We start from the raw sequence: 14,618 nt of genomic DNA, 5'->3' as shown, positions 1-14,618 counted from the left end.
CGCGCCGCGGGCCCCCGACCGTGGGAGGGCCGCCCGAGCGTCTCGTAGGCTGGGGGGATGGCCGGTTCCAAGCGTTCGAAGCCCACGCAGCCCGTCGAGTTCCGCTCGCAGGCGCTCGCCGAGGCGCTGGAGCGACAGGACATCGCGGCGGTCGCACTGGCGCTCCGCAACGGCAACACCGTCGTGCCGCTCGTCAAGCCGGGGCCCCGCGATAAGCCGCTCGACGGCGGCGAGGTGTGGACGTACCGCGACCCGAACACGGGCGAGGTCGCGCTGCTGCTCTTCAGCGACGCGAAGCACAAGCCGGCGAACCTGCCGCCGGCGGTCGGCCTGCAGAGCCCGGCCTGGCTGAAGACCTTCCTCACCCGCTACGAGTCGACGATCACCACGGTGTTCCTCGACATCGCCGGACCGCACCCGATGCAGGCGTCGCCCGCCGAGCTGCTGAAGGCGCTCTCGGTCTAGAACGCCGCGTCGAGCTCGCGCTCGCGCGCTCCGGATGCGGCCATCATCGCCCGCTCGACGGCCGCGCGCACGCTGCCGAGGTCGTCGTCGAGGAGCGCGCGGTAGCCGAGCCGCGCCGCCTCGGCCGCGCGTTGCCTGGCCGAGGCGACCGGCCGCACCTCGCCCGCGAGGCTGATCTCGCCGACCGCGGCGAGGTCGTGCGGCACGGCACGGTCGCGCATGGCGCTGGCGATCGCGACCGCGATCGCGAGGTCGGCCGCGGGTTCGACCAGGCGCACGCCGCCGACCGTCGACACGTACACGTCGTGCTCGCCGAGCTGTCGGAGGCCGGCCCGGCGCTCGAGCACGGCGATGATCATGGCGACGCGCGACGGGTCGACGCCGTTCACCACCCGCCTCGGCTGCGGCGCCTTGGTGCCCACGACGAGGGCCTGCACCTCGACCGGTAGGGCGCGGCGACCCTCGAGCGCGACGGTCACGCACGTGCCGCTCACGGCGTTGCGCGAGCGGCTGAGGAAGAGCCCGGACGGATCGGGCACCTCGGCGATGCCGTCGCCCGTCATCTCGAAGCACCCGACCTCGTCGGTCGGGCCGAACCGGTTCTTCAGGGCGCGCACGAACCGCAGGGCGGTCTGCCGGTCGCCCTCGAACTGGCACACGACGTCGACGAGGTGCTCGAGGAGGCGCGGCCCCGCGATCGTGCCGTCCTTCGTGACGTGGCCGACGAGGAGGACGGGAAGCTGCCGCTCCTTCGCGACGCGGATCAGCGTCGACGCGACCTCGCGCACCTGGCTCGGCTGGCCCGGCAGCCCGTCGGAGAGGGCGCTCGACACGGTCTGGACCGAGTCGACGATGAGCAGTTCGGGGGAGACCTGGTCGACCTGGCCGAGGATCGTGGCGAGGTCGGTCTCGGACGCGAGGTAGAGCTCGTCGTGCACCGCGCCCGTGCGGCCGGCGCGCAGGCGGACCTGCGCGGTCGACTCCTCCGCGCTCACGTACAGCACGCGGCGGCCCGCGGCGGCCACCCGTGCCGCGACCTCGAGCAGCAGCGTCGACTTGCCGACGCCCGGCTCGCCCGAGAGCAGGATCGCGGCGCCCGCGACGATGCCCCCGCCGAGCACCCGGTCGAACTCGCCCACGCCGCTCGGGCGATGCGACGCGTCGTCGCTCTCGACGATGGCCGAGATCGGCCGCGCGGCGCGCCCGGCGCTCGGCGCCACGGGCTGGAGGCTGCGGACGATGCCGGTCTCGACGCCGGCCTCGACGACGGTGCCCCACTGCTGGCATTCGGCGCATCGGCCGACCCATTTGACGGTGCTCCAGCCGCACTCGGTGCAACGGAACGCGGTCGTGGATTTCGCCATGCCCCGAGACTAGGTCCGGCTCCCGACATCCGCCGTGTCCCGCGCCGCGGCGGTCGTCGCCGGCCCCGAGCCATCCGTCGCGGGGTCGACCGCAGGAGTCGGAGCGAGCCCCTCATCGACGGGGAACCGCGCCTCGAGCGACGCGAGCACCGCGGGCCGGAACGCGTCGGCCCAGACCTGGTACCCGTGGTCGTTCGGGTGGAACCAGTCGTTCGCGAAGTGCGTGAAGATGCGCCGCCACCCGCGGACGCGGGTCTCCCGGTGCAGCCGCACGACCTCCAGCCCGGACTCGGCGGCCACCCGGCGGAGGATCAGGTTCGCCACCGCGACCTTCCGCTCGTTGTGCGGGAAGTAGAAGAACGGCAGGTCCGCGACGAGCGCGTGCGACGGCACGGCGGCGAAGATGGTCCGGAGGTTCTGCTCGAAGGCCTCCGCGTCCCACTTCGCGATGTCGTTCGCGCCGATCGAGACGGTCATCACGTCGGGGCGGTACTTCGCGAGCTTCGGCAGCTGGTCCTGCACGGCGAGGGTCGTCGTCGCACCCGAGACGCTGAGGTTCACGACGCGCACCGTCCGGCGCGTCGTGTCGCGGATGAGCCGCGCGAGCAGGCCCACGTAGCTGTGGTCGGGGCGGCTGGCGCCGATGCCCTGCGCCGCGCTGTCGCCGAGCGCGACGTAGAGGATCTCGCCGCGGACCTTCGCGTGGTCGCGCCACCACTTCGAGTGCACGGGCAGCGTCTCGTTGAGGATCAGGCTGTTCGCGGTGACCCGCGCCCGGAACCGTCGCCAGGCCGCGCGGAGCGCGAGCACGACCCCCGCGACGAGCGCGATCGGCACGAGCGCCGAGATGACGGATGCCGCGGGCGGGGGTTCGTCGACCATGGCGCGACGCTATGGCCGGTGACTGAACGGGCGCTGAACGAGGCGGTCCGGACGGCCCGTGGCCGCGGCATCCGCTCGTTTTGGCACCTCGCGGCAAGCCCGCTATCATCGATCTCGGTACCGTGTCCGAGCGGCCGAAGGTGCAACTCTCGAAAAGTTGTGTGCGTGAAAGCGCACCGTGGGTTCAAATCCCACCGGTACCGCCAACCGAACGCCCCGCATCCGAACGATGCGGGGCGTTCGTCGTTCCGGGGTCGGCGCCGCGTCACCACCCGCCGCGCGTCGGCGTGTGGCCGTCGCGGGCGTCCTCCGGCATCGGCATCTCCGCTCGGACGCCGAGCAGGCGCACCGCACGGCTCGCGTCGCGCTTCGCCGAGAGCTCCAGCACGTGCGCGAGCACCACCTCCCGATCGCTGGTCGGCGGGCGGATGCGTCGGCTGAACGTCTTCGTCGTGAACGGCACGTAGCGCACCTTCAGCGTGAGCCCGATGACGGGCCGGCCCTCGGCGGCGACGTCGGCGAGCACCTGGTCGACGAGCTCGCGCAGGGCCCGCTCGACCTCCTCGGGCTCGGTGAGGTCCTGCTGGTAGGTCGTCTCGCGGCTGTGCCCGCGGGCGACCCACGGGGTGTCGTCGACCACGCGCGTGCCCTCGCCGCGACCGAGCTGCCGGTACCACGGCCCCATCCGCGGACCGAACTCGCCGACGAGCACGTCGAGGTCGGCGTCGGCGAGCTGCGCCACGGTCTCGATGCCGTGCGCGGCGAGCCGCCGCCCGACGCGCGAGCCGACCCCCCAGAGCGCGGTGGCCGGGCGGTCGCCCATCACGCTCATCCAGTTCGCGGCGGTGAGGCGGAACACGCCGCGGGGCTTGCCGAAGCCCGTCGCGACCTTCGCGCGGAGCAGCGTGTCGCCGATGCCGACGCTGCAGTGCAGGCCCGTGCGCTCGAGCACGGCGCGCTGGAGGTCGCGCGCGGTCGCCTCCGGGAAGGCCGCGTCGACGCCGACGAACGCCTCGTCCCAGCCGAGGACCTGCACGATCGCGCCCGGGTACGCGCGGAGCGTCTCCATGACCCGGGCGGATGCCGCGGTGTACGCGGGCGCGTCCACCGGGAGGATCACGGCGTCGGGCACCTTCCGGGCGGCGAGGCGCAGCGGCATCCCCGAGCCGACGCCGAACTCGCGCGCCTCGTACGAGGCCGTCGAGACGACCGCGCGCTCGGTGGGGTCGCCGCGCCCGCCGACGATGACGGGCCTGCCGGCGAGCTCCGGATGCCGCAGCACCTCGACCGCGGCGATGAACTGGTCGAGGTCGACGTGCAGCACCCACGCGTGCGTCCGCGGCCCCATGCAGGCCAGACTCGCGCCGCGGGGCGCGGCTCGCAAGTACAGCACGTGAACACACCTGCACAACCTCTTGCACTCAGGAAGCATTCAGGAGGACAGTTGGCACCAACGGAAGGAGAATCGATGAGTTTCCTCGCATTCCTGCTCCTCGGCCTGATCGCCGGGGCCATCGCCAAGCTGATCCTGCCCGGGAAGCAGGGCGGCGGCTGGTTCATCACCCTCCTGCTGGGCGTCATCGGCGCCCTGCTCGGCGGGTGGCTCGGGAGCGTGCTCTTCGGGGTCCAGCTCGGCGAGTTCTGGAACCTGACCACCTGGCTGCTCGCCATCGGCGGCTCGATCATCGTCCTGCTGATCTACGGACTCATCGTCGGCCGCAGGAAGGCCGCCTGATCATCGAGGCCTGACCCCAGGGGCACGACTCGATCACGGTGAACCGACACGGCGGCCGCGATCCCCGGCATCGGGGATCGCGGCCGTCGCACGTGTCCGGGTGCCGCCCGGGCGCCGCTCCGGTCCCGCTACGAACCGAGCGGCGGCGGCACGACGATCGTCGGGCAGCGCGCGTTCGTCACCATCGCGTGGCTCACCGAGCCGAGGAACAGGCGCCGGACGGCGCCGAGCCTCCGCGAGCCCACGATCACCGTGTCGTGGTCCTGCGCTCGCTGCAGCAGCGTCGGCGCCGTGGGCCCCGCCACCACGTGCGTGACGATCTCGAGGTCGGGCCGATCGTGCCGGGCCGGCGCGAGCGCATCCTCGAGCTCCTGGACGTCGGTGTCGATCGTGTGCGATCGCGATCCGACGTGGACGGCGTCGAGGCGCTGGCCGACGGACGCGGCGAACGCCGCGGCGAATCGGCAGAGGTGCTCGGCCGCCGGTCCGTGATCGACCGCGACGAGCACGCCCGAGCGAGTTCGGACGTCGCCGGACGGGATCACCGCGACCGGACCGACCGCCATGCCGCACAGCCGGACGCCCAGGCGGGAGCTGTGCCAGAACTCGTCCGTCCGCCCGTTCTCCGCTCCGACGACGACCAGGCTGTCATCGCCGGTGCGCTCGCACAGCGCGTCGCCGGGCTCGTCGCGCACGACCTCGAACTCGACCTCGAGCGAGGGATGCTCCGTGCGGACACGTGCGGCGGCCGCCTCGCCCTCCGACTCGGCCACTCGGACGAGTTCCGCGATCTCGCGGTCATCGCCCGCGATCGAGTGCGGGTCCACCGTGCGCACGATGCGGAGCGACCGCGCTCCGGCCGGCTGCCGCTCGGCGCGCGCCACGCCCCAGGCGAGCGCCGTCTCCGAGGTCCCGCCGCCGTCCCATCCCACCACCGTCTTCTCGTGCATGTCGCGCCTCCGATTCCGGTACGCGACGAGCCTGCCCGAATCGGCCGATCCGCGCAGGGCCGAAGGTCCGCCGGTGCGCGGCCGGCGCGCCGGCGCCCGGCCGGCTCGGCGGCGGTCAGCCCGCGTCGCGGGCGTCGGCGAGCTCCACGAAGCGGCGCAGCATCCGCTGCGGCTCCGTGACCGACGCCGAGTTCACCCGATCGCGCAGTGCCTCGAGCTCGTGCGCCGGGAAGTACCCGTGGTGACGGTACACGCGGGCGCGCGCGATGAAGTCGGCCGCCGAGACCTCGGGATGGAACTGCGTGGCGTAGACGTTCGACCCGGCACGGTAGACCTGCACCGGGCAACCCGCGGAGCGGGCGAGGTGGACGACGCCGTCGGGGAGCCGGCTCGTGGCCTCCTTGTGCCCGACCAGCGCGTCGAAGCGCACGGGCAGGCCGCCGAGGAGCGCGTCGGTCCGCCCGGCGTCGGTCAGCGTGATCTCGACCGGGGCGGCCGCCTCGCCGTGGAGCGTCCCGACCTCGCCGCCGAGGACCCGGGTCAGGATCCCGATGCCGTAGCACGTGAACAGCATCGGATGGTCGGCGGTCAGGGCGCGCTCGGCGAGGCGGGCGAGGTCGGCCTCGACCCGCAGCTGCGTGGCGTGCTTGCCGTGCTCGGGCGTCGTCACGTTGTACGGGCTGCCGCCCACCACGACGCCCGCGTAGCGGCGCGGGTCGAGGTCGCCGATCGACTCGACGTCGAGGCGGACGTGGTCGAGCCGGCCGGCATCCAGCCCGGAGGCGCGGCGCACCGACTCGTACTCCGGGCCGACGGCCTCGACCTCGGGACGCGCCGAGAGGAACAGGAAGTCGCGCTGGGCGGTCATCGCCGCTTGCCGCCCTTCCGTCGGCCGTGCGCTCCCGCCCGGCGGGAGCCCCTGCCGGTGCCGCCGGCACCGCGACCCGTGCGCGAGGCCGTCCCGGAGGAGCTGCGCTCGCCGCGGCCGGCAGCGGGGCGGCGCCGATCGCTCCGCTCGTCGTCGCCCGTGGCATCCGCCGGCCCGCCGCCCCGCGAGCTGCGCGCCGTGCGTCCGCGGACGACGCCGACGAACTCCTGGATCTCCTCGTCGTCGCGCTCGACGCGCCAGACGAGCGCGATGCGCGTGGTCGGGGCATCCGTCACCGGGATCGCGACGACGTCGCGGCGATGATGCAGGCGTGCGACGCCGTGCGGCATCATCGCCCAGCCCGTGCCCGCGGCGACGAGCTCGACGGTCATCGCCGGGTCGTCCTGCCCGGGTGCGCGCGCCTCGTCGGCGAGGTCGGCCAGCGCGAGCTCCTCGGCTTCGGCGAGCGCGTGATCCTTCGGGAGGACGGCGACCGCGACCTCCTCCCAGAGCGGGATGACGTGCAGGCCCTCGTCGTCGACGGGCAGACGCACGAACGCGAGGTCGGCCTCGCCGGTGCGCACCTCGGCGAGCTGTGCACCCTCGTCGACCCGGGTCGCCTCGAGCGGCAGATCGGGCCGCCGGTCGGCCCACGCCCTGAGCCACTTCGCGGGGCTCACCCCGGCGACGTACCTCAGCCGCAGCGACACGTCCGACCTCGTTCCCGCCGCGCGCGCGGCCCTCTCAGGCTAGCGCCGGGCCGCGCGACGCGACGTCCCGTTGCGCGGCGGGACGCGCACGCGACTAGCGTGGAGGGGTGAACGCCGACAAGTCCCGCCAGTCCCAGTCGATGAAGCCGGAGACGGCGGCCAAGAAACTCGGCGTCCTGCTCGACGCGACGCCCGACGAGTTCCGCGCGTCGCCGGTCACGCGCGACGAGCTCACCGCGCTGCAGGCCGACCCGCCCGAGTGGCTCGCGACCCTCCGCCGAGAGGGCCCGCACCCGCGGAGCGTCGTGGCCGCGAAGCTCGGCGTCTCGAACTCGGGGCTCGCCCGGGCCGGCATCACCGACCCGCTGACGACCGCCGAGATCAAGGCCCTGCTCGAGGCGCCGCCCGCGTGGCTCGTCGAGGAGCGCGCGCGGCAGGCCGGCGTGCGCGCCGAGAAGCGGCGCATCGCCGAGCGCGACGCCGAGCGCGCCGCGCGCGCCGACGACGGTCGCGGCGGCGGCGGAGGCGGCGCCGGCGTCTGAGCCGAGGCCGCGGCCCTCGGGCCGCGAGGCGTCAGGTCGCGTAGCGCGCGGCGAGGAAGGCCCGGACGTCCCCGATCTCGCGGTCGGACACCGAGTGGCCGAGTCCCTCGTACACGCGCTGGTCGAGCGACGAGTGCGTCGGCAGCCACTCCTGCGTCCGGACCACCGACATCGCGGGAATCACCTCGTCGGCCGTGCCGCGCCCCCAGAAGACGGGCGGCGCGAGCTCCGCCATCCGCTCGTCGCCCGCTCGCCTGCCGGGCAGCGCGAACCCGGCGAGGCTCACCGCGAACGCGAAGCGCTCGGGCGCCCGGCGCAGCAGCTCGAGCGCGATCGCGCCGCCCTGCGAGAAGCCGAGCAGCCCGACGGATGCCTCGCCCGGCGCGACCCGGTCGAGCCACTCGATCACCGCCGTCGTCGCCTCCTCGGCGCCGGTCATCGCGAACTCCTCGCCCTGCGCGAGGAGCGGGAACCAGGCGTGACCGTACCCCGTCGAGATCGGCGCGCGGAGCGAGGCGATCGCCGGTTCGAGGGGAAGGTACGGGCTCAGCCCGAACAGGTCGCCCTCGTGCGAGTTGTAGCCGTGCAGCAGCACCAGGAGGGGCCGCCCGGCCCGGTCGGCCGGCGAGGCCGACCACATCACCGCCTCGTCGTCGATCCGCATCCGGGCATCGTACCCCGCCGCGACGACCCCGCCCCTCGTCGCCCGGAGCGGTCGGTCGGGGCGCTCCGGCGGCACGTGGGGCAGAATCGAGCCATGGCCGTACGCACTCCGGACCCGGACTGGAACCCCGACGACGAACCGGTCGTCCAGCCTCCCGCGAACCCGGGCTGGCTCTCCGACCTCGAGCTCGCCGAGATCCGCGGCCGGCTGCCGCTGCTCTACGTCGAGGCCGTGCCCGTGCGCGTCGACGGCGTCGGCCAGGTCACCGAGGTGGGCGTGCTGCTGCGCGCGAACGCGGTCGGCGAGATGACCCGCACGCTCGTGTCCGGCCGCGTGATGTACGGCGAGACGATCCGCGACGCGCTCTTCCGCCACCTCGAGAAGGACCTCGGCCCGATGGCCTTCCCCCTGCTGCCGTCGAGCCCGGTGCCCGCGACGGTCGCCGAGTACTTCCCGCTGCCCGGCATCACGCCGTTCACCGATGAGCGGCAGCACGCCGTCTCCCTCGCCTTCGTCGTGCCGGTCACCGGCACGTGCGAGCCTCGCCAGGACGCGCTCGAGGTCACGTGGGTGTCGCCCGCCGAGGCCGCGAGCGACGCCTTCGGCTCCGAGATGGAGGGCGGGCGCGGCGTGCTGCTGCGTCGCGCGCTCGCCGCGGTGGGCGCGCTGGTCTGAGCTCCGGCCCGAGCGGATGCCGAGCGGTGCGCGTCAGCGCACCATCCGCACCTCGTGGATGCTCTCGCCGAGGAACGGCTCATCGTGCGAGACGCCGTCGGCCGTGAAGCCGTTGCGGTCGTAGAAGTGCACCGCGCGCTCGTTCGCCGACGGCACCCAGAGGTAGACGGCGGCGTCGCCGACGGCCGCGTCGAACAGCTTCTGCCCGATGCCCTTGCCGTGGTGCGCGTCGAGCAGGTGGATGAAGAAGAGCTCGCGCTCGCGCGGGGCGTCCTCGTCGCGCGCGGGGCCCGCTCCGGCGAAGCCGACGATCTCGCCGTCGACCAGGGCGGCGACGTGCGTGAACTCCTCGCCCTGGCTCATCCAGTGCGTCCAGAGCTCGGCCATGCGCCGCGGCGAGAGGTTCTCGAGCGTCGCGGCGCTCACCAGCTGGTCGTAGTCCTCGTGCCAGCACTGCGCGTGGACCCGGCCGAGCGCCTCGGCGTCGGAATCGCGGATGGGACGGATGACGACATCGGCAGCGACCTCGGTGCTCATGCGGCACAGGCTAACCCGGGGTGCTGTCGCGGGCGAAATCGACGACGGCCCCGCCACCCTCCTCGGGTGCGGGGCCGCCGGAGCCGTCGGCGGGCCTCAGCCCTGCGCGCGGCGGTTGGTGCGCGTGTTGCGGTTCGGCGAGACGAGGCTGCCGACGCGCAGCGGCTGCTTCTGCGAGCCGCGGGCGGACGACGCGCGCTGCGCGCCCGTGGTCTGCGCGCCGCGCGACTGGCCGCCGCCCTGCTTGGGTGCGTGCGCCTTCGCCTCGGCGGGGCGGCCCGAACGGTCGCGACGCGGCGTCGCGGGCGCGACATCCGCCTGCCCGCCGCGACCGCGACCGCGGCTGCGTCGGCCCTGGCCGGCCGGCTGCGCGCCGCCGGCCGCGAGCTCCTCGCGGGCGGCGCGCTTGCGCTGAGCGTTCGCACCCTGCGAGCGGCCGCCGCCCTGCTGCGGCTTCGCCTCGCGCGGTGCGGGCTTGACGTACGGCGCGACCTCGCCGACGAGCTGCACGACCTTCGGCGTGGTCGGCACGACCTTCTCGGGTGCGACCCGGATCTCCGCCTTGCGGAGGAGCTTGCCGAGGTCGTCCATCTGGCCGGGGAGCGCGATCGTCACGACGTCGCCCTCGCTGCCGGCACGTGCCGTGCGGCCCGAACGATGCAGGTACGCCTTGTGCTCCATGGGCGGGTCGACGTGGATGACGAGCTCGATGTCGTCGACGTGCACGCCGCGGGCCGCGACATCCGTCGCCACCATGACCTTGACGGAGCCGTCGCCGAACGCGGCGAGGTTGCGGTCGCGCTGCGGCTGCGAGAGGTTGCCGTGCAGGTCGACCGCGGGGATGCCCTGCTCGGTCAGCTTCTTGGCGAGCTTCTTCGCGTGGTGCTTGGTGCGCATGAACAGGATGCGGCGGCCGGTGCCGGACGCGAGCGCCTTCACGAGCTCGTGCTTGGCGTCGGTGTCGGCGACCTGGAAGACGTGGTGCGTCATCGCGGCGACGGGGGAGTGCGCCTCGTCGACCGAGTGCAGCACCTCGTTCTGCAGGTACCGCTTGACGAGCTTGTCCACGCCGTTGTCGAGCGTCGCCGAGAAGAGCAGGCGCTGCCCGCCGGTGGGGGTCTTGTCGAGGATGCGGGTGACGACCGGCAGGAAGCCCAGGTCGGCCATGTGGTCGGCCTCGTCGAGCACCGTGATCTCGACGGCGTCGAGGTGCGCGAAGCCCTGCTTCATGAGGTCCTCGAGGCGACCGGGGGTGGCGACGACGATGTCGACGCCCGCGCGGAGCGCCTCGACCTGGCGCTTCTGGTTGATGCCGCCGAAGATCGTGGTGACCTTCAGGTCGTAGGCCGCCGCGAGGGGAGCGAAGGTCTGGGTGATCTGGGTCGCGAGCTCGCGGGTCGGCGCGAGCACGAGGCCGAGCGGGCGGCCCGCGCGACGGCGGCCGCCGGCCAGCGAGGTGCCGAGGCGGGCGACCATGGGCAGCGCGAACGCGATGGTCTTGCCCGAGCCGGTCTTGCCGCGGCCGAGCACGTCGCGGCCCGCGAGCGTGTCGGGCAGGGTGTCGGCCTGGATGGGGAAGGGGGTGGTCTTGCCGTCGGCGGCGAGGGCCGCGACGAGGGGTGCGGGCACGCCGAGCGCGCCGAAGGTGATCTCGGTCAAGGGGGTCCGTTCCGGATGGCACGGCCGGGCGCGCCGGTGCACGATGCGGCAGCGGCGGATGGGCCCGGCGGTGGGTGATGGCGAAGACGCCGGTCGGCGAATCCGTTCGCCGTATGAAGTCAGTCGACGGGCACTCGGCCCGGAAGCGTGTCTACGACGCAGGCGGCGCGTTCGTCGCGCACGCCGCCGACCACCATAGCAGGGTCGACCTCAACGGGGCATCCGCTCGCCCACGGGGACGGGCTCGCGCAGCGTGTTGCCGGGAGGAGCGAGCGGGCACGACCACGACGGGTCGTAGGCGCACGACGGGTTGTAGGCGAAGTTGAAGTCGACCACGAGGCTGTCGTCGTTGCCGCCCGAGCCGAGGTCGGCGCCCTTGACGGTGTCGAGCAGGTACCGCCCGCCGCCGTAGGTGCCGCCCGGGGCCCCCGCGAGGCCGTCCTTGACCGGCAGGAACAGGCCGCCGCCGTAGGCGGTGAGGCGCCACACGTCGAGCGTGCCGAGGTACGGCACGCGCACGGTGCCGACCAGCGAGAACGGGATCCTCCCGTCGGAGGAGCTGTCCACGACCATCCGCTGCGGCTCGTCGGGCCGGCGCACCTCGAGCTCGAACCGCCAGTCCGGGTCGTACGGCGCCACGTCGAGCCCGGTGAAGAGCGCGCGGTCGTCGGGCAGGAGCGGGGACTGCGGATGCCCCGCGAACAGCTCGTCGCGGCCCGACCGCCACAGCTCGTGGCCCTGGGCCGGATCGTGCACGCTGAGGTGCCGGACGCCCGCGTAGAGGGCGAACACGTGCCGCCGCCAGTCGGCGAGCTGCAGCGCCCCGATGGACGCCGTCATGAGCGGGAGCTCCGGGCCGCCTCGGCGCGCTCGGCGTCCGCCGTGCCCGGCGGGTCGTAGGCCCAGGTGGGCGCGAGCTGCCGCAGCCGCTGCCCGCGGTACTGCCAGAACGCCCACGTCGGATACCAGTAGAGGGCGTCGAGCGCACCGGCGCTCGCGCGCAGCTGGTCGCGGTAGAGCGTCCGCCCGTCGGGCAGCGGCGAGATCGCCATGCGGTGGTCCCAGGACCGGAACGCCGACAGCGGCCCCGTCACCGCGCCGCCCCCGTCGCGGAGCATCCGCACGCCCGGCGGAAGCCCGCCGGGATAGGACACGTCGACGTACTCCTCCCCGCTCGGGGCGATGCCGAACGCGAGCGCGCGCATCCGGTGCGGCCCCTCGGGCCACGTCGCCGGGAAGCCCTCGGCCTCGAGCGACTCGAAGTCGAGCCACGGCGCGACGACCTCCCGCAGCACGGCCGGGCTGCGGATCGCACGCCACGCGGCATCCGCATCGCAGTCGAGGGTCAGCTTCAGCAGCACCCGCATGGCACGACCCTAGGGGCGACGGATGGCACGTCAAAGCATCCGCGCCGGATTCACCGGCGTCGCACGGCCGACGCCCGGTCCGGTCCCGGCCGATCAGGCTAGGCTCCGGGTCATGGCCGACGCTGCCGATTGGCTGCCCTCCCTCGTCGTGTTCGGCGCCGCGGCGTTCGCGTTCGCCGCGGGCGTGATCGGCTTCCGCCGGCTCGGCCGTCGGCGCGAGGCGCGCGATGCCGACGCGGCGCGCGAACTCGAGACGTCCGCCAAGACGCGCCTCGTCGGCGCCGACGAGGCCGTGCGCGACGCGATGCAGGAGATCCGCTTCGCCGAGGCCCAGTTCGGTCCCGAGACGGCGCGGACGCTCGGCGAGACGGTCGACCGCGCGCGCGGATGGCTGCGCGAGGCGTTCCTGCTGCAGCAGCGCCTCGACGACGCCGGCCCGGCCACGGCGGCGGAGCGCCGCAGCTGGAGTTCGCGCATCGCCTCGCTCTGCGACTCCGTCGAGCGCGCGCTCGCCGACGCCGAGACGGAGCTCTCGACGCGGCGGGCGGCCGAGCGCGGCGCGGTCGACGACACCCCGGCGCTGCGCGACCGCGAGCAGCGGCTCGTCGCCAGGCGCGCGGATGCGGCATCCGCCCTCGAACGCCTCGGCAGCCGGTTCTCGGCGTCGGCGCTCGCCGGGGCGCACGGATCGCTCGCGCGGGCGGAGCACGACCTGGCCGCCGCCGGCGCCGCGCTCGACGAGGCCGCCCGACGGATCGCCGAGACGCCGGGGGCGCCGGTCGCGGGCCTCCTCGACCGTGCCGCGCACGCCCTCCAGCGGACCGAGGGCGAGCTCGAACGGGTGGAGCACGTCGAGCTCGACCTGGCCCGCGCCGCGGAGGACGCCGGTCGCGAGGCGGCCGACCTCGACGCCGAGCTCCTCGCCGCGCGCCGGGAGCGCGACCTCGCCGCGGACCCCGACTCGGGCGCGGCCCTCGCGGTCGCGATCGGCGAGCTCTCGCCGCTGCTCGTCGGCCGGGAGCATCGTGCCGACGATCCGTTCGCGGAGCGGGACCGGCTGCGGGCGGCCCGCGACCGGCTCGAGGCCGCGCGCGCGACGGCCCGCCGCGCCCAGGACCGGCTCGACGGCGCCCGCGGCGCGCTTCCGGGTGCCATCGCGATCGCCGAGAGCCAGATCCGCGTCGCGGGCGAGGCGCTCGAGCGGGCTCGCGCGTTCGCCGGGGCCGACGCGCGCACGCGGCTCGCCGAGGCGGAACGCCAGCTCGGCATCGCCCGGCGCGAGTCCGACCCGGTCGCCGCGCTCGACGCGGCCCGGCGCGCGGCGTCGAGGGCGAGCGACGCCGAGGCGCTCGCGCACTACGCGGCGCTGCACCGCTGAGCCCGCGGCGCGACCGCCTACTTGCCGCCGGCGATCAGGATGTCGGCGCCCGACGTGTACGACGCGTCGTCGGAGAGCAGGTACGCGACGGCGCCGGCGATCTCGTGCGGCTCGCCCGGGCGGCGCATGGGGATGTTGCCCGCGCGTTCGTCGGGCGCGTTCGGGCGGCCCGCCGCGGCGTGGATCCCGGTGCGGGTCGTGCCCGGCGAGACCGTGTTCACGCGCACGCCGGCCGACCCGAACTCCTTCGCCAGCCCCATGGACATGGTGTTGAGCGCGGCCTTGCTCGCGGCGTACGGGATGTACGTGTGGGGTGCCCCGTGCGTGGCCGCGCCGGACGAGATGTTCACGATCGACCCGCCCTCGCCGCCTCGATCGGTGGACATGTGCGCGATCGCCGCCCGGCACAGCACCATGGGGGCGAGCACGTTGATCCGGAACACCGACTCGGACTCCTCGATCGACGCGTCGAGGAACGGCCCGATCAGGCCCGTGATGCCCGCGTTGTTCACGAGCCCGGTCACGCGCCCGAACAGGCGGACGGCCTCGGGGACGATCTCGGCCGCACGGTCGAGGTCGGCGAGGTCGAGCTGCAGGAGCTCGACGCGCGCCCCGGCGCCGCGGCATCCGTCGGCCACCGCCTCGGCCTCGTCGCGCCGCTCGCGATAGGTCAGGACCAGGTCGTGCCCCTCGGCCGCGAGCCGCTCGGCGATCGCGCGGCCGATGCCCCGGCCGCCGCCGGTGACGATCGTGACGGGACGGGCGTCGACATCCGAGGTCATGCACCCACCTTACGAGTGGGCGGCCCGGCCGCCGTCGCGT

The 14,618-nt window shown here is 74.5% G+C and carries 17 protein-coding genes and 1 tRNA gene; 6 read left to right on the top strand and 12 right to left on the bottom strand.

Features of this window, described 5'->3' with window-relative positions; all coding sequences use genetic code 11:
* Positions 1-57 precede the first annotated feature (57 nt).
* Positions 58-465, top strand: a complete 408-nt coding sequence (locus tag GLX25_RS11210; protein WP_155842543.1) for a dehydrogenase — start codon at positions 58-60, stop codon at positions 463-465.
* On the opposite strand, the gene radA is transcribed toward GLX25_RS11210, so the two are convergent.
* Both radA and GLX25_RS11200 read right to left on the bottom strand, forming a co-directional pair.
* Positions 462-1,829, bottom strand: a complete 1,368-nt coding sequence (radA, locus tag GLX25_RS11205) for a DNA repair protein RadA (RefSeq protein WP_155842542.1) — start codon at positions 1,827-1,829, stop codon at positions 462-464. The two genes, GLX25_RS11210 and radA, sit on opposite strands and share 4 nt — an antisense overlap.
* A 9-nt stretch (positions 1,830-1,838) precedes the next feature.
* Complete coding sequence (locus tag GLX25_RS11200) at positions 1,839-2,711, bottom strand: SGNH/GDSL hydrolase family protein (RefSeq protein WP_155842541.1); 873 nt, start codon at positions 2,709-2,711, stop codon at positions 1,839-1,841.
* Positions 2,712-2,827: 116 nt separating this feature from the next.
* Here GLX25_RS11200 and GLX25_RS11195 point away from each other — a divergent pair.
* Positions 2,828-2,917, top strand: a tRNA-Ser gene (locus tag GLX25_RS11195).
* A gap of 59 nt (positions 2,918-2,976) precedes the next feature.
* Here GLX25_RS11195 and GLX25_RS11190 read toward each other — a convergent pair.
* Positions 2,977-4,059: a DNA polymerase IV gene (locus GLX25_RS11190; RefSeq protein WP_155842540.1), complete on the bottom strand. Its 1,083-nt coding sequence runs from the start codon at positions 4,057-4,059 to the stop codon at positions 2,977-2,979.
* 120 nt (positions 4,060-4,179) lie between these two features.
* On the opposite strand from GLX25_RS11190, the gene GLX25_RS11185 reads away from it, so the two are divergent.
* On the top strand, positions 4,180-4,446 hold the full coding sequence (locus GLX25_RS11185) for a GlsB/YeaQ/YmgE family stress response membrane protein (protein WP_155842539.1): 267 nt from the start codon (positions 4,180-4,182) through the stop codon (positions 4,444-4,446).
* A gap of 128 nt (positions 4,447-4,574) precedes the next feature.
* Here GLX25_RS11185 and GLX25_RS11180 read toward each other — a convergent pair whose 3' ends face one another.
* The 3 genes from GLX25_RS11180 to GLX25_RS11170 form a co-directional block, all read right to left on the bottom strand.
* Positions 4,575-5,396 carry a universal stress protein gene (locus GLX25_RS11180; RefSeq protein WP_155842538.1) on the bottom strand — a complete coding sequence of 274 codons (822 nt, stop codon included), beginning with the start codon at positions 5,394-5,396 and terminating at the stop codon, positions 4,575-4,577.
* 115 nt (positions 5,397-5,511) lie between these two features.
* Entirely contained in the window at positions 5,512-6,264 is a 753-nt protein-coding gene (locus GLX25_RS11175) for a glutamine amidotransferase (RefSeq protein ID WP_155842537.1), read from the bottom strand.
* Complete coding sequence (locus GLX25_RS11170) at positions 6,261-6,974, bottom strand: LysR family transcriptional regulator substrate-binding protein (protein ID WP_155842536.1); 714 nt, start codon at positions 6,972-6,974, stop codon at positions 6,261-6,263. The genes GLX25_RS11175 and GLX25_RS11170 overlap by 4 nt, the downstream gene beginning before the upstream one ends.
* Positions 6,975-7,114: 140 nt before the next feature.
* Here GLX25_RS11170 and GLX25_RS11165 point away from each other — a divergent pair, with 140 nt between their 5' ends.
* Positions 7,115-7,516 carry a DUF5997 family protein gene (locus GLX25_RS11165; protein WP_155842651.1) on the top strand — a complete coding sequence of 134 codons (402 nt, stop codon included), beginning with the start codon at positions 7,115-7,117 and terminating at the stop codon, positions 7,514-7,516.
* A 31-nt stretch (positions 7,517-7,547) separates the two neighbouring features.
* Here the strand turns inward: GLX25_RS11165 and GLX25_RS11160 are convergent, their stop codons facing one another.
* On the bottom strand, positions 7,548-8,180 hold the full coding sequence (locus tag GLX25_RS11160; protein ID WP_155842535.1) for an alpha/beta hydrolase: 633 nt from the start codon (positions 8,178-8,180) through the stop codon (positions 7,548-7,550).
* Between the two features lie 93 nt (positions 8,181-8,273).
* Here GLX25_RS11160 and GLX25_RS11155 point away from each other — a divergent pair, with 93 nt between their 5' ends.
* A complete protein-coding gene (locus GLX25_RS11155) occupies positions 8,274-8,855 on the top strand; it encodes an NUDIX hydrolase family protein (protein WP_155842534.1) in 582 nt (193 codons plus the stop codon).
* A 33-nt stretch (positions 8,856-8,888) separates the two neighbouring features.
* Here the strand turns inward: GLX25_RS11155 and GLX25_RS11150 are convergent, their stop codons facing one another.
* From GLX25_RS11150 to GLX25_RS11135, 4 genes are all read right to left on the bottom strand, one after another.
* Positions 8,889-9,392 (bottom strand): GNAT family N-acetyltransferase, encoded by a 504-nt coding sequence (locus GLX25_RS11150; protein ID WP_155842533.1) that lies wholly within the window; start codon positions 9,390-9,392, stop codon positions 8,889-8,891.
* A gap of 96 nt (positions 9,393-9,488) precedes the next feature.
* Positions 9,489-11,051 (bottom strand): DEAD/DEAH box helicase, encoded by a 1,563-nt coding sequence (locus GLX25_RS11145; RefSeq protein ID WP_155842532.1) that lies wholly within the window; start codon positions 11,049-11,051, stop codon positions 9,489-9,491.
* A 210-nt stretch (positions 11,052-11,261) separates the two neighbouring features.
* Complete coding sequence (locus GLX25_RS11140) at positions 11,262-11,891, bottom strand: DUF1684 domain-containing protein (protein WP_155842531.1); 630 nt, start codon at positions 11,889-11,891, stop codon at positions 11,262-11,264.
* Positions 11,888-12,418 (bottom strand): hypothetical protein, encoded by a 531-nt coding sequence (locus GLX25_RS11135; protein WP_155842530.1) that lies wholly within the window; start codon positions 12,416-12,418, stop codon positions 11,888-11,890. Before GLX25_RS11135 ends, GLX25_RS11140 begins: the two co-directional genes overlap by 4 nt.
* A gap of 112 nt (positions 12,419-12,530) precedes the next feature.
* Between GLX25_RS11135 and GLX25_RS11130 the strand changes: the two genes are divergently transcribed.
* Positions 12,531-13,796, top strand: coding sequence for a hypothetical protein (locus GLX25_RS11130; protein WP_155842529.1), 1,266 nt, complete (start codon positions 12,531-12,533; stop codon positions 13,794-13,796).
* A gap of 17 nt (positions 13,797-13,813) precedes the next feature.
* On the opposite strand, the gene GLX25_RS11125 is transcribed toward GLX25_RS11130, so the two are convergent.
* Entirely contained in the window at positions 13,814-14,578 is a 765-nt protein-coding gene (locus GLX25_RS11125) for an SDR family NAD(P)-dependent oxidoreductase (protein WP_155842528.1), read from the bottom strand.
* Positions 14,579-14,618 lie beyond the last annotated feature (40 nt).

Origin of the sequence: Agromyces luteolus (assembly GCF_009729855.1) — a bacterium.
GTDB lineage: Bacteria > Actinomycetota > Actinomycetes > Actinomycetales > Microbacteriaceae > Agromyces > Agromyces luteolus.
Note: the sequence above shows the minus strand (reverse complement) of the source record. Positions and strands in the feature narration are given on the sequence as shown.

Bases quoted from the DNA above. Each gene is read 5' to 3' on its own strand.
- GLX25_RS11135 (WP_155842530.1), bottom strand. From the start codon at position 12,418: ATGCGGGTGCTGCTGAAGCTGACCCTCGACTGCGATGCGGATGCCGCG.
- GLX25_RS11160 (WP_155842535.1), bottom strand. From the start codon at position 8,180: ATGCGGATCGACGACGAGGCGGTGATGTGGTCGGCCTCGCCGGCCGAC.
- GLX25_RS11130 (WP_155842529.1), top strand. From the start codon at position 12,531: ATGGCCGACGCTGCCGATTGGCTGCCCTCCCTCGTCGTGTTCGGCGCC.
- GLX25_RS11140 (WP_155842531.1), bottom strand. From the start codon at position 11,891: ATGACGGCGTCCATCGGGGCGCTGCAGCTCGCCGACTGGCGGCGGCAC.
- GLX25_RS11165 (WP_155842651.1), top strand. From the start codon at position 7,115: ATGAAGCCGGAGACGGCGGCCAAGAAACTCGGCGTCCTGCTCGACGCG.
- GLX25_RS11125 (WP_155842528.1), bottom strand. From the start codon at position 14,578: ATGACCTCGGATGTCGACGCCCGTCCCGTCACGATCGTCACCGGCGGC.
- GLX25_RS11190 (WP_155842540.1), bottom strand. From the start codon at position 4,059: ATGGGGCCGCGGACGCACGCGTGGGTGCTGCACGTCGACCTCGACCAG.
- GLX25_RS11210 (WP_155842543.1), top strand. From the start codon at position 58: ATGGCCGGTTCCAAGCGTTCGAAGCCCACGCAGCCCGTCGAGTTCCGC.
- GLX25_RS11185 (WP_155842539.1), top strand. From the start codon at position 4,180: ATGAGTTTCCTCGCATTCCTGCTCCTCGGCCTGATCGCCGGGGCCATC.
- GLX25_RS11155 (WP_155842534.1), top strand. From the start codon at position 8,274: ATGGCCGTACGCACTCCGGACCCGGACTGGAACCCCGACGACGAACCG.
- GLX25_RS11200 (WP_155842541.1), bottom strand. From the start codon at position 2,711: ATGGTCGACGAACCCCCGCCCGCGGCATCCGTCATCTCGGCGCTCGTG.
- radA (WP_155842542.1), bottom strand. From the start codon at position 1,829: ATGGCGAAATCCACGACCGCGTTCCGTTGCACCGAGTGCGGCTGGAGC.
- GLX25_RS11175 (WP_155842537.1), bottom strand. From the start codon at position 6,264: ATGACCGCCCAGCGCGACTTCCTGTTCCTCTCGGCGCGTCCCGAGGTC.
- GLX25_RS11180 (WP_155842538.1), bottom strand. From the start codon at position 5,396: ATGCACGAGAAGACGGTGGTGGGATGGGACGGCGGCGGGACCTCGGAG.
- GLX25_RS11150 (WP_155842533.1), bottom strand. From the start codon at position 9,392: ATGAGCACCGAGGTCGCTGCCGATGTCGTCATCCGTCCCATCCGCGAT.